This window comes from Janthinobacterium kumbetense, from assembly GCF_023703445.1.
GTDB classification, from domain to species: Bacteria; Pseudomonadota; Gammaproteobacteria; order Burkholderiales; family Burkholderiaceae_D; genus Janthinobacterium; species Janthinobacterium kumbetense.
In genome coordinates, this window is sequence record NZ_JAMQGR010000005.1 from 40,144 (window position 1) to 53,936 (window position 13,793).

8 protein-coding genes are annotated in these 13,793 nt (G+C 64.4%); 6 read left to right on the top strand and 2 right to left on the bottom strand.

Annotated features, from left to right (window positions below):
* The first annotated feature begins 51 nt into the window (after positions 1-51).
* Positions 52-4,164, top strand: coding sequence for an ATP-dependent RNA helicase HrpA (gene hrpA / locus NCG91_RS15795; protein ID WP_435526492.1), 4,113 nt, complete (start codon positions 52-54; stop codon positions 4,162-4,164).
* A 243-nt stretch (positions 4,165-4,407) separates the two neighbouring features.
* On the opposite strand, the gene NCG91_RS15800 is transcribed toward hrpA, so the two are convergent.
* Positions 4,408-4,998 (bottom strand): PRC-barrel domain-containing protein, encoded by a 591-nt coding sequence (locus NCG91_RS15800; protein WP_099666915.1) that lies wholly within the window; start codon positions 4,996-4,998, stop codon positions 4,408-4,410.
* Positions 4,999-5,237: 239 nt separating this feature from the next.
* Here NCG91_RS15800 and NCG91_RS15805 point away from each other — a divergent pair, with 239 nt between their 5' ends.
* From NCG91_RS15805 to NCG91_RS15815, 3 genes are all read left to right on the top strand, one after another.
* On the top strand, positions 5,238-6,434 hold the full coding sequence (locus NCG91_RS15805) for an extracellular catalytic domain type 1 short-chain-length polyhydroxyalkanoate depolymerase (protein ID WP_251350356.1): 1,197 nt from the start codon (positions 5,238-5,240) through the stop codon (positions 6,432-6,434).
* A 305-nt stretch (positions 6,435-6,739) separates the two neighbouring features.
* Positions 6,740-7,954, top strand: a complete 1,215-nt coding sequence (locus NCG91_RS15810) for an MFS transporter (RefSeq protein ID WP_251350357.1) — start codon at positions 6,740-6,742, stop codon at positions 7,952-7,954.
* A gap of 83 nt (positions 7,955-8,037) precedes the next feature.
* Complete coding sequence (locus NCG91_RS15815; RefSeq protein ID WP_251350358.1) at positions 8,038-10,077, top strand: GNAT family N-acetyltransferase; 2,040 nt, start codon at positions 8,038-8,040, stop codon at positions 10,075-10,077.
* Between the two features lie 66 nt (positions 10,078-10,143).
* Here NCG91_RS15815 and NCG91_RS15820 read toward each other — a convergent pair whose 3' ends face one another.
* Entirely contained in the window at positions 10,144-11,409 is a 1,266-nt protein-coding gene (locus NCG91_RS15820; RefSeq protein ID WP_251350359.1) for a putative Na+/H+ antiporter, read from the bottom strand.
* A 205-nt stretch (positions 11,410-11,614) separates the two neighbouring features.
* Here NCG91_RS15820 and imuA point away from each other — a divergent pair, with 205 nt between their 5' ends.
* Positions 11,615-12,325 carry a translesion DNA synthesis-associated protein ImuA gene (gene imuA, locus NCG91_RS15825; RefSeq protein ID WP_251350360.1) on the top strand — a complete coding sequence of 237 codons (711 nt, stop codon included), beginning with the start codon at positions 11,615-11,617 and terminating at the stop codon, positions 12,323-12,325.
* On the top strand, positions 12,255-13,742 hold the full coding sequence (locus NCG91_RS15830; RefSeq protein WP_251350361.1) for a Y-family DNA polymerase: 1,488 nt from the start codon (positions 12,255-12,257) through the stop codon (positions 13,740-13,742). Before imuA ends, NCG91_RS15830 begins: the two co-directional genes overlap by 71 nt.
* The last annotated feature ends 51 nt before the right edge of the window (positions 13,743-13,793 follow it).

Consider the following 13,793-nt stretch of genomic DNA (forward strand, 5'->3'; position numbering starts at 1 on the left):
GATGTTTCCGCGCCTGCGGCCACGCCTGCGCAGGGCCGCCAGCGCCCGCCCGTGAGCCAGCAAAGGCAGCAAGCGCCGCGCGCGGAACAGCAGAAACAGCAACAGCAGCAGCGATCGGGAGAGGGCAAGCCCCAGGCCGCGCGCCCGCCGCGCGAGGGGCAGGAAAGCCGCGAAGCCCGCGATGCGGCCCGCGCCGCGCGCGAGGTGGAAAAGGCTTTCCGCAACCCGCTGCCACCGATCACGTATCCGGAAGACTTGCCCGTCTCGGGCCGGCGCGAAGAAATCGCCAAGGCCTTGACGGAAAACCAGGTGATCATCGTCTCGGGCGAGACGGGTTCCGGCAAGACGACCCAATTGCCGAAGATTTGCCTGGAACTGGGACGCGGACAGAAGGGCTTGATCGGCCACACGCAGCCGCGCCGCATCGCCGCCTCGTCGACTGCCAAGCGCATCGCGCAGGAACTGGGCACGCCGCTGGGCGAAACCGTGGGTTTCAAGGTGCGCTTTGCCGACACCTTGACGAAGGGCGCATCCGTCAAGCTGATGACGGACGGTATCTTGCTGGCCGAGACGCAGACCGACCCGTTGTTGAAAAATTACGACACCATCATCATCGATGAAGCGCACGAACGCAGCCTGAACATCGACTTCCTGCTCGGTTACCTGAAGCAGTTGCTGCCGCGCCGGCCCGATCTGAAGATCATCATCACTTCGGCGACCATCGACGCGGAACGCTTCGCACGCCATTTCGGCACGCCGGAAAAGCCGGCGCCCGTGATCGAAGTGTCGGGCCGTCTGTACCAGGTGGAAGTGCGTTACCGCCCCGTGGAACGGGAGCAAGTGGCCATGCCGGGTGCCGGCGCGGGTAGTAGCGGCGCCGACAAGCCGGGGCAGAGGACGGCTGCCGCGCGCGAAAAGCGCGACTTGATGGACGCCGTCGTCGATGGCGTGGAAGAACTGTGCCGCATCGGTTCGGGCGACGTGCTGGTGTTCTTGCCGGGCGAGCGCGAAATCCGCGACTGCGCCGAAGCGCTGCGCAAGCACCACCCGCCGCACGTGGAAATTTTGCCCCTGTTCGCCCGCCTGTCGGCCGAAGAGCAGGAGCGCGTATTTAAAACCAGCAATGCGCGCCGCATCGTGCTGGCCACCAACGTGGCGGAAACGTCGCTGACGGTGCCCGGCATCCGCTACGTGGTCGACGCGGGCCTGGCGCGGGTGAAGCGCTACAGCTACCGCAACAAGGTCGAGCAGTTGCAGGTCGAGCCGATCGCCCAGTCGGCCGCCAACCAGCGCGCCGGGCGTTGCGGCCGCGTGGCCGACGGCGTCTGCATCCGCCTGTACGAAGAGCAGGATTATCTGCTGCGCCCGAAATTCACGGAGCCGGAAATCCTGCGTTCCTCGCTGGCGGCCGTTATCCTGCGCATGAAGTCATTGCACCTGACGGACGTGGAAACCTTCCCCTTCATCGAGCCGCCGCTGGCGCGCGCGGTGGCCGACGGCTATCAGCTGCTGCAGGAGCTGGGCGCCGTCGATGAAGTCAATAAACTCACGCCGCTGGGCAACAAGCTGGCCAAGCTGCCGCTGGACCCGCGCGTGGGCCGCATGATCCTGGCCGCGCTCGACAACGCCTGCCTGACGGAAGTGCTGATCGTCGCCTCGGCCCTGTCCGTGCAAGACCCGCGCGACCGCCCGATGGAGCACCAGCAGGCGGCCGACGAGGCGCACAAGAAATTTGCCGACGAAAAATCGGAATTCCTCAGCTATCTGAAAATCTGGCGCTGGTTCGAATCGGCCATCGAGCACAAGAAAACCAACCGCCAGCTGCAAGACAATTGCCGCACGAATTTCCTGTCGCAGATGCGCTTGCGCGAATGGCGCGACGTGCACTCGCAGTTGTTGACCATCGTCAAGGAACAGGGCTGGCGCCTGAACGAAGCACCCGCCACCTATGATAATCTGCACATGGCCTTGCTGACTGGCTTGCTGGGCAATATCGGTTTCAAGGGCGAGGACGAGCCGGGCGCGGGCTACCTGGGCGCGCGCGGCATCAAGTTCCATATCTGGCCCGGCTCCTCGCTGCTGAAAAAACCGGGCAAGTGGATCATGGCGGCCGAGCTGGTCGACACGACGCGTTTGTACGCGCGCTGCGTGGCGCAGATCCAGCCCGAATGGCTGGAAAAGGTGGGCGAGCACCTGCTGAAGAAATCGTGGGGCGAGCCGCGCTGGGAAAAACGCTCGGCGCAGGTGACGGCGTCCGAACGGGCGACCCTGTATGGCCTGGTGGTGTACAGCCAGCGCCGCATCAATTACGGCAATTTCAACTTGCCGGAAGCGCGCGAAATCTTCATCCGCGACGCCCTCGTGGGCGGCGACTTCGACACGCGCGCGCCGTTCTTTGCGCACAACCACAAGCTGATCAAGGACATCGAAAACCTCGAGCACAAATCGCGCCGCCTGGACGTGCTGGTCGACGATGAACTGATCGCCGCCTTCTACGACAAATTGCTGCCGGCGGACGTGTGCAATGGCGCCGGTTTCGAGAAATGGCATAAAGAGGCCATACGCGAGAATCCGAAGCTGCTGTACCTGAACCGCGAAGAGCTGATGCGCCACGAGGCGGCCGGCGTGACCACCGACCTGTTCCCGAAAACCATGTCCGTGACGGGCCTGGAAATGGGCCTCACGTATCACTTCGAGCCGGGCAGCGTGCGCGATGGCGTGACGTTGTCGGTACCTCTGTATGCCTTGAACCAGTTGCCGCGCGAACGCTGCGAATGGCTGGTGCCCGGCATGCTGAAGGAAAAAGTGCATCTGCTGCTCAAATCGCTGCCGCAAAAGCTGCGCCGCCACTGCGTGCCGCTGCCCGATTACGCGGCCAAGTTCTGCGAGCGCGTGCATGCAGCGGGCGTGTTCGGCCGCGGCGATCTTGTAGACGCCATCATCCTCGACATCCGCACGCAGATCACGATCAATGTGCTGACGACGGATTTCAAGCCGGAAACTTTGCCTGCCCATCACTTCATGAATTTCAAGGTGATCGACGAGCATGGCCGCCAGCTGGACATGGGCCGCAACCTGGCCACCCTGCAAGCGGAATTCGGCGGCCAGGCGCGCCAGAGTTTCCAGAAACTGGCCGAAGTGTCGGGCGTGTCCGGCACGGGTACGCCGGGTGCCAAGGTGGCGGGCGCGCAAGTGGCGTCGCGGCTGCAGGCGCAAGCGCAGGGTGCCAACGCGGCGCCAGGCAAGGGCGGCGCGCCGGCCAAGGGCGCAGCCGCCGCTGCGGCGCCGGCGTCGGGCAATGCCACCGTCTCGCAGCACATGGGCTTGACGGGCTGGACCTTTGGAGAATTGCCGGAGTTGCTCGAAATCGTGCAAGGCAAGCTGACCCTGATCGGCTTCCCCGCGCTGGTCGACAAGGGCACGCATTGCGACCTGGAAGTATTTGACGATCCGACCGTGGCCGCCCGCACGCACAAGGTGGGGTTGCGCCGATTGTTCGCGCTGCAAATGAAGGAACAGATCAAGTACGTCGAGAAAAGCATTCCCGGCCTGCAGCAGATGGGCATGCAATTCATGGCCCTTGGTTCGCAGGAAGAGTTGCGCGAGCAAATCATCAACAAGGCGCTCGATATTGCTTGCCTGCAAGATCCGCTGCCGCTGGACGCCGCCTCGTTCGCCAAGCGCCAGGCGGAGGGCAAGTCGCGCCTGGTCTTGCTGGTCAATGAAATCGCCCGTTTGCTGTCGCAGGTGCTGACGGAATTCCACGGCTTGCCCAAGCGCCTGCAGAATATTCCTGCAGCGGCGGCCACCGATATCCAGTCGCAGCTGCAGGGACTCGTGCATAAGCGTTTCCTGACGGAAAACGAGTACACGCAGCTGGCGCACTTCCCCCGTTACTTAAAAGCGATCAATGTGCGCCTGGAAAAGCTGCGCGCCGACCCTGCGCGCGACACCAAGTTGATGGCCGAGTGGCAATCGGCGGCCGCGCCGTATTTGCGCCAGGCCAAGGACCGCCAGGCTGGCAAGAACACGGACCCGAAACTGGTCGACTTCCGCTGGATGCTGGAAGAGCTGCGCGTGTCGCTGTTCGCGCAGGAATTGCGCACGCCGATGCCTGTTTCGGCCAAGCGCCTGCAGAAGGTATGGGAGTCGATGCAGCGGTGATAGTACCTCTATAAACCTACTGCGCAACTCACTATTGCGTCGGCGTTGCTCACCGTACTAGAGTACGGTTGCGCTACTCAACGCAATATTGAGCTTGCTCGCTACGGTTTCTAGAGGCACCGTGACACTAACGATGGGCGGCTATAGTCGCTTGTTCGCTAAATTCTGAAGCGTTTTCTGCCGGATTAGCAGAGCCGCCGAGGCGAAGCGCCGCGTACTCTGCGCTACTTAAGACCTTTCTCGTCAACTACGCTTATCCATCTTGTCATCGCCGAGCGCCGAACGCGAGCCCAGGTCGCCCTGGCTGCTGCCCGTGCCGGCGCGGCTGCCGCTCATGGAGGTGCCGGACATGCTGCCTTCGCTGCCCGATTGCAGGCTGGCGCTGCCGCGCAGGTCGCTGCCGGATGGCATGCGGCTGCCTGCCATGGCGCCGCTGCCGTAGCGCGTGCCGCTGCCATAGAAGGCTTCCATCTGCTGGTTCCATGCTTCGCTGCCCATGTCCGGCCAGTTGTTCTTGTCGAAGCCGGGGGCGTCTTTCAGCAGGTCTTTGTCCACGTTGAGCAGGAAGCGCTTGTTGACGGTGTCCAGGGTCAGGCGTTCCCAGGGCACGGCAAACAGCTTGTCGCCCATGCCCAGGATGCCGCCGAAGGACAGCACGGCATAGGCGATCTGGCCCGTGCGCATGTCGAGCATGATTTCCTTGATGTCACCCAGTTCCTCGTCGTTGTGATTGTAGACATCGTCGCCGAGCAGGGTATCTGCCCCCATCAGTGCCGGCCCCGGGCCGTCGTGGTTGCGGTACATGCCCAGGATGTCGCGGTCCAGATAGCTCATGGTGTTCTCTCCTCTGGTGAAGTGCGGATCGAACATCCAGATTAAGCATGCGCACGAGGTCGCGCTTGATCTGCCTCAATCGTGCCAGCGGCACTTTTATCCGTGTGCAAACGTACGGTGTTGTCAGACAATTGCGGTACTCTATGCATTCTACGGAGGAGGCCGCACATGCTGACGATGCAACGATGCAGTGGGATGAACTTGCGGTACGCTCCACCACGCCATGCGCGCCGCTTGCCATGGTAAAGCCCGCCACCAAATGGCTGCGCGGGCTGCTGCGCGCCGGTAAGGCGCAGCAGCGCACGGCCAGCAAGCTGGCCAAGGTGCTGTTCGGCCCCGTGCCGGCCAAGCCCAAGGCCAAAGCCCGCAGCAAGGTCGTGGCCAAGACCACGCAGGCGAGCCACAAGCCGCGCGCCAGGCCCGCCAGCGACGCGCTGCCCGCCCTGGCGCCCTTCGCCACGCCCCTGTCGCCACCGCGCGTGCGCAAGCGAACGGCGCCCCCGCCGGGCAAGTGGCTGGCCGCCCACTATGCGCCGTTGCCGGAACTGGGGCAGTTGCCGGGCCGGCGCCTGCCATATTTCCTGTACCTGCCCGAGAAGGCGCCGAGCGCCGCCATGCGCAGCCGGGGCCGGCCGCTGCTGGTGATGCTGCACGGCTGCGAGCAGAGCGCCACGCAGTTTGCCGAGGGCACGCGCATGAACCGCCTGGCCGAGCGCAAGGGCTATGCCGTGCTGTATCCGCAGCAATCGCTGCGCTCGCATGCGCGCCGCTGCTGGAAGTGGTACGACAAGCTGACGCAGGACGGCGGCGGCGACGTGCGCCTGATCGTCGGCGCCATCGAGCAGGTGGCGGCCCGCTATGCGATCGACCGCGCGCGCATCTATATCTGCGGCATTTCCGCCGGCGCCGGCATGGCGCATATCGTGGCCCTGAACCACCCGCAGCTGTTCGCCGCGCTGGGCCTGCATTCCGGGCCCGTGTTTGGCGCCGGGCATAACCTGATCGGCGCGCTGGGCGTGATGCAGCATGGCGCGGCCGCCCGCGCCGACGCGGCCATCGATGAAGTGCTGGCGCGCCAGCCCGCGTTTCCCCGCCTGCCCACCATCCTGCTGCAAGGGCTGGCTGACAAGGTGGTGCGGCCCATCAACCAGACGCAGCTGGTGCGCCAGAGCGTGCGCGTCAACCGCTTGCCGTTTGACACCGTGGTGACGGCGCAGCGCCTGCCTGGCGGCGCGGCGGGCGGGCGCAATCCGGCCCATGCGTATGCGCTGCACGATTATCAGGTGGGCAAGCAGGTGTTGCTGCGCGTGGCGCAGGTCGAGCACCTCGAGCACGCCTGGAGCGGCGGCGACGCCAGCCTGCCGTTCAACGACAAGGCCAAGCCCGACGCCAGCAAGATGCTGCTCGATTTCTTCGCCAGCCACCGCCGCCGATAAGCCGCCGTGCCGCGCGCCGCAACGGTGCGCAGGCACTGGTACGCATCGTTCTTCCCTTCCTCGCAGGGCCGCTGCCGCGTGCCGGCACGCTGGCCGCGCCCTTTTCAGTGCCGATTTCCAATGCTGCAGCAGCACGGTTTTTCATTAAGTGGTATTGCTGCGGTATTTAAAAATCACAAAAACAGGCGCTAAAAATACTAATTGGTATACAATTGGTACACGTTTTCAGTGAAGTCGTGTCCGCCGTCCCATGCCCCGACAGCCGGTACGCACTGACGGCAGCCACCCACGTTACGGAACGCGCCATGTCCATCAAGTCCAAGCAGTTGCTGTGGTTTTTTGCGTTTTTTCTCGTCTTTGAACTGAATATCTATCTGTCGAACGACATGATCATGCCGGCCATGCTGGGCATCGTCGGCGAGTTCCAGGCGGAGGCGAAATTCGTCCCCTTGTCCCTGAGCCTGTATCTGCTGGGCGGCAGTTCCCTGCAGATATTCCTGGGGCCCCTGGCCGACGCCATCGGCAAGCGCAAGCTCGTGTTGACCGGCAATACCTTGTTCCTGCTGGCCACCTTGGCCGTGCCATTGACCGCTTCGATCGAGCAATTTCTCGTCGCGCGTTTCATCCAGGGCATGGGCTGCTGCTTCATCTTTGTCGGCTATGCCATGATCCATGAACTGTTCGACGACATGGCGGCCGTCAAGCTGAGCAGCATCCTGTCGAGCACCACCATCCTCGCGCCCCTGGCCGGTCCCATCCTCGGCAGCGCCATCATCAGCCGGCTGGACTGGCGCTACGTGTTTTTCCTCTCCGGCCTGCTGGCGCTGCTGTCCTTGCTGGGCCTGTGCAAGACCATGCCGCGCACGCCGGCGCCGGTCGCTCGGCTGGACCTGGGCGCCATCGCGCGCAGCTATGGCGCTATTTTCAGCAATCGGCGCTTCATGTTCGGCATGTTCACGGCCGGGCTGGCCACCGTGCCCCTGACGGCCTGGATCGGCTTTTCGCCCCTCTTCGTGCTGCAGGAAATGGGCGCCTCCTACGCCACGTATATCGCCCTGCAATGCGTGATCTTGTCCGGCTTTGTGCTCAGCAGCATCGCCATCCAGCGCCTGCGCCAGGATTTCCCCCTCGTGTCCCTGTTGCGCCTGGGCGGGCTGATCGCGGCCGCCGGCATGCTGGGCGCCGGCGCGGGCCGCCACCACGTCGACGTGTTTGCGGCCTGCATGTTTGTCTATTCCGTCGGTTTCGGCCTGTTCAACGGCGCCCTGATCCGCAGCGCGCTCACGGCCAGCAGGGAATCGATGACCTTGACGACGGCCGCCATGAGCTTGCTGTACTGCATTTATCTGTCCGCCTGGCTGCAGCTGTACAACGTGCTGTGCCAGCGCTTCGGCTATGCGCTGGAAACGTATGCATTGCTGAATATCCCCGTCATCGTGGTCATCACGGCCTGCCTGCTGCTGTTTACACGGGGCATGGCGGGACGCCGGGAAAGCGAGGTGCTGCTCGCCCGGCACTGATGGCGCAACGATGCGCATGTTGTCGACCTTGTTTTATCTCCTGCGACGTTTATTGACACTCTCCTGCGGAAAATGGTGTGCCCATGAAAATAGATGACCTGGCCTCGAAACACGATCAAGCAAAGATTTTCAACCTGGAATACGAGTTTCGCATCAACCGGCTGAAACTCGATTACATCACCCTGGCCGATGTCAGGCCGGCTGGCAGCGACCTGGAGCAATTGGCCGCGGAGCACCAGGCGGGCATCGCGGCCCTGCGCAGCTTCGTCGCCCTGAACTTCAACCATTTCAATGCGGCAAGCTGTTCCTCGCTCAGCTGCATCCCCACGCGCGCGCTCGGCGAGGACGAGTGCTACCTGCACCGCATCTGGATGGGCGGGCCCCTGCCGGCCATCGCCTGCGAGGCGATCCAGCAGTGGGGCGCGGCGCTCGACGACGTGCGCTGCAACGGCGGCGCGCCGTATGTTTCCATCCTGTGGGTGTGGGATGCGCAGCAGCTGCGCGATGACGAACGCTTCAGCCCCACGGGCGGCGCCGGGCGCTACACGATAGGCCGCTACGACATCGGCGGCACGACCCTGCATATCAATTCGCTGCGCGCGCTGGCGCTGGACTTCGCGCCGGCCCGCTTCGATATCCTCGATACCCTGCATACGCAGCGCTATTTCGCCACCTTGTCCGATTATTTCCGCATCCTCATCATGTGCGAGTACGGCGGCCTGTATATGGATGTGGATACGATCCCGCACAATCCGGCGACGATTTTCCTGATGAAGCCGGAAGTGCCCGATTATTTCCAGCGCAAGGATGATGACAGCGAAGAGCGCCGGCATGTCAGCTGGATGAATTTGTTTCTCGATGAAACGGGCATGCTGATCGCCAAGAAGAACGATGCGGCGCTGCGTGTGATCCAGCGCAATGTGAACCGCGCGTATGCGGGTATCGATGCGCAGATTCCCCGTTCCTGCCCGCAATTCGAGGCGCGGCTGTTTGGCCAGTTTTATGCCGAATGGAAGAAAAACCTGGGCGTGACACTGCTCAGCCATGCCGAGTTTTACCAGCGCTATTGCGTGCTGTATGACGGCGCGCGGGAAGCGGTGGCGGGTGGCATCCGCGGCATGCGCCTGCTGGACGATATCATTACCGACATGCACATCCCCTTGAGCGACGAGGAACGGCGCGCGTATGCGCGCTGCGTGGCGCGGCTCGACGAAATCGGCTGGCAACTCGACGATCCTTTGATCTTGCCCAATATCGTCGACGTGTTCGATATCGAGGAAGTGCCGCGCATGGCGTATGCTGCCCAATTGCGGGCGGATATCGAGCATTTCCACTATTACTCGGTGCTGTCGGACGATCCGCAGCTCGACCGCGTGAATGACGTTTTTTGCCGCTACCTGCTGGCCCATCGTTCGCAGCATATTGCCGCCGGCAATTTCTGGCGCCCCACCGTGGGCCGCCACGGCAGCCGCATGCCGGCCGCCGGCGATGCCGCGCCGTCCGGCGACGAAGTTCAGGCTCAGGCGGGCTTGCTGTCGCATGCGCCGCTCACGCTGGTGCCGGGAGAACTGCTGGGCGACGAGGCGAAGAACCGCATGGCCAAATTGCTGTTTGCCACCAGCTACCTGGAATACTGTTCGTTCGGCAATAAACTCAATCTGCAGTTCGTCGAATTGCAGCGGCGGCAGAACATCGACCCGTATCTGGCGCACATCCACGGCCTGCATGACGAGGACGGGCGTTTCATCGGCTTCTTTACGGCCGCGACGATGGACGAGTTCCAGGCTTGCGGCGCCGTTTCGTATTACCGCGATGACATGAAGGCGCTCGACGATGCGTATGACGCCTTCGTGCTCGCGCATGCGCGCGCCGACGACTGTTTCGTCAGCAGCTTGGCCATCGACGAAAAATACCGGGGCCAGGGTTTATTCAGGCAGATGTTCCACGAAATCCGCGACCTGTCCAGCCGCAAGGGCTGCGCGCGCATCACCTTGACGGTGTGGGAAAAGAGCGAAGCGCTGCAAGTGTATCTGCACAAGGGTTTTCGCAGCGTGGGCACGTTCGACTATGCCTACAGCCTGTTCTATGACCGGCTGCATTTCCTTGTGTATGAAGGAAACTGAGGAAGGTAACTGAGGAGGGAAAACGAGGGAGAACAGGGGCGGCCGGCAGCCGCCCCGTGTAGTGTCTTACAGGGCCAGGAAGGCCAGGCCCGCCACGGCCGTCGGCAGCAGGGCGCCCGCCAGCAGGCCGACGGCGCCGATCGATTCATCCTTGAAGCCGCGGCGCAGCAGGGCCACGCCGGCCGGGTTCGGCGCATTGGCGATGACGGTCAGGCCGCCGCCGGCCACGGCGCCCGCCATCAGCATGTATTTCGCTTCGTCCGTCATGCCGACGATCAGCGAACCGAGGTAGGTGAGGGCCGCATTGTCGGTAATCGCCGTCAAGCCCAGGGCGCCGAAGAACAGGGCCAGCGGTTTCAGGCTCGAAACGATGGGCTGCAGCCACCATTGCTGCATGCCGCCCAGCACCACCAGGCCGCCCAGGAAGAAGCCGACCAGCAAGCCTTCCTTGAGGATCAGCGGGCTTTGATAGCGCTCATACGCCTGCACGAAGCCGAGGAAGAACAGGAACAGGCCGATGAACAGGACCGGATGGTGCGCCAGGGTGACGACGCCGGCCAGCACGATCATGTGCACCAGGCTGACGGCCAGCGGCACTTTCGGCGCTTCCACTTCACCGGCCTTCGGCTTGATGTCGGAGGTGTTGCTGTGCAGATATTTGCGCAGCAATATGCTCACGCCCGTGGCGTTGACCAGCACGGCGATGGCGGCCTTCCAGCCGAAGTGGGTGGCCATGTAGGCGCTGTCCCAGTTCCACGTGGTGGCCACCATCAGCACGGGCGGCGCCGCGTACGAGGTGAGGGTGCCGCCGATGGAAACGTTGACGAAGAGCACGCCTAGCGCACCGTATTTCAGCCATTCAGGGATGCCCGGGCGGAAGATTTGCGGCGCCAGCATCAGCGCGGCCAGGGTCATGGCGGCCGGTTCCGTGATCAGGGAGCCCGTCAGGGGCACGAGCGCCAGGCCCAGCCAGACGAGGGCCAGTTCCGTGCGCAGTGGCATCACGCGCGCCACGCCCTTCAACAGGCGCTGCACGGCGTCGAGCACGGGGCGTGAGGCGGCCACGACCATGACGACAAAGACGAACAGCGGCTCCGTGTAATGGCGCGACTCGGCATACTCGATGGCCGCATCGCCGCCCGAGACAAAGGCCATGATGATGATCAAAATGAAAGCCCAGAAGCCGAACACGACTTCCACTTCGCCCAGCAAGTGCAGCAAGCCCGCATGGCGGGGATGGCGCCGCGATAATGTTTCAAACGACTTGGCGGCGAAGGTGTGGATGAGCGCGAAGCCGAAGACGATGGCGCTGATGAGTTGGATGGTGGTCAAATGCGTTTCCTTATGGACGGAGGAAGCCGCCCGGTGCATTGCCGAGCGGTAAGGAGAGTGCTTATGGTACAGCAATCGATGTGAAAAACGGTGTTTTTCGGACGTCGCGGGACGGCCCCCGGATGGGGATGCGCAGATATGCCTTGCCAAAAGGGGGACTGGATAGTACTGTATATAAATACAGTATTTATCTTCATATTCAATTATGCAACATTCCCAATTGATGGCCTCGCCGGAAGCCTTGCACCCGTCCTTGTGGCGCGCATCGCAGCTGGGGCAGGGCGCCACGCGCTGCCTGGACACGGGCTTTGCCGCCCTGTCCGCGCAACTGCCCGGCGGCGGCTGGCCCTGCGGCAGCCTCATCGATCTGCTGGTGCAGCAGCCGGGCAGCGGCGAAGTGCGGCTGCTGGCGCCCGCGCTGGCGCAGCTGCCGGGCTTGCCCATCGTGCTGCTGCAGCCGCCCCACCCGCCGCAGGCGCTGGCCCTGGCCGCGCAGGGGCTGGCCCCGTCGCAACTGCTGTGGCTCAAGAGTGCCGGCAGCAAGGATGCCCTGTGGGCGGCGGAAAACATCTTGCGCAGCGGCACGTGCGGCGCCTTGCTGTTCTGGCAGCCGCACGTGCGCGCCGACAGCCTGCGCCGCCTGCACCTGGCCGCGCAGTCCGGCAACACCCTGTTCTGCATGCTGCGCCCCTTGCATGGCGCGCAGCATGCGTCGCCGGCGCCGCTGCGCCTGTCCGTGCGCCCGGCCGCCGGCGGCATCGAGATCGGCTTCATCAAGCGCCGGGGACCGCAGCGCGACGCGCCCCTGTTCCTGCCCCTGCAACCTCCTTCATTACTGCTACGCCATGCGACTCTGGATCGGCCTGTACCTGCCCCGGCTCCCGCTCGAAGTGTTTTGCCCGCGCTGGTCGGCTGACCTTCTCGGCGTGGTGCTGGAGCAGGAGCAAGTGATGGCCGTGTCGCCGCTGGCGCGGGCGGCGGGCATCCGGCCGGGCATGCGCCGCGCGGGCGCGCTGATGCTGGCGCCGCAGGCGCGCCTGCACGAGCGCTCTTTGGAACGGGAGGCGCAGGCGCTGCAAGCGGTGGCGCTGGCGCTGCTGCAATATTCGCCGCTGGTGGCGCAGGGCGAGGAAGCGACCCTGCTCGTCGATGCGGGCGCCAGCCTGCGCCTGTTCGGCGGCGTGCGCGCCCTGTGCCGGCAGATTGCGGCCAGCTTGCGCGCGCTGGGCTATACGGCCCAGCTGTCGTGCGCCCCCACGGCGCGCGGCGCCTGGCTGCTGGCGCGCGCCGGGACGCGCCGGGGCCGCGTGCTGGGCATGGAGAGCCTGGTGCGCCGTCTCGACCGCTTGCCATGCGCCTTGCTGCCGCCCGCGCGCCCCTGGCTGGAATGGCTGGACGGCATCGGCTGCCGCACCCTGGGACAGTTGCGCCACTTGCCGCGGCCCGGCTTGCAGCGCCGCTGCGGCGGGGCCTTGCTCGACATGCTCGACGATGCGCATGGCCACGGCACGGAACTGTACCTGTGGCTCGAAGCGCCGCCCACGTTTTGCGCCAGCCTGGAACTGTTCGACCGCGTGGAGCACGCGGAAGCGCTGCTGTTCGGCGCGCGCCGTCTGCTGCAGCAAATGACGGGCTGGTTGTGCGCGCGGCAATTCGCCGTCGAACGCATCCAATTGCTGCTGGCGCACGAGCGGGGCAGGGTGGCGCGCCCGCCCACCGTCATCGACCTGGCCCTGGGCGAGGCCGTCTGGCGCGCCGAGCATTTATTGCGCTTGCTCAAGGAACGCCTGGCGCAGCTGGTGCTGGACGCGCCCGTGATCGGCCTCACCCTGGAAGCGCTGCAGGTGCAGCCGATGGCGCCGCCCAGCGACACACTGTTCCCCGAGCCGGGCGGCACGCCGCAGGAGCGCCAGCGCTTGCTGGAATTGCTGGTGGCGCGCCTGGGCGCCGAGAATGTCTTGCAGGCGGCGCCGCGCGCCGATTACCGGCCCGAGGCGGCCAACCAGTGGCTGCCGCTGCCGGCCAGGCCAGGCGCACAAAACGCGCAGCCGGACTTGCCGCCCGGCTTGTCCGGCATGCCCCGTCCCGGCTGGCTGCTGGCACAGCCCATCGCCCTCCTGATGCGCGAACACCGGCCGTTTTATGGCTCGCCGTTGAAAATGGTGTCCGTCGCCGAACGCATTGAAGCGGGCTGGTGGGGGCAGTCGCAGGCGCGCGATTATTTCATTGCCGAAGGACTCGATCACGCCCATTACTGGGTCTACCGCGAACGCATCGCCGGCAGCGGAGAAGATGCCGCGCCGCGCTGGTTTTTGCATGGTTTGTTTGGCTGAATGCGTTGTCCTGCTGAAACTGTCATGCTTGGCTATACTTGCCTGCTTGTG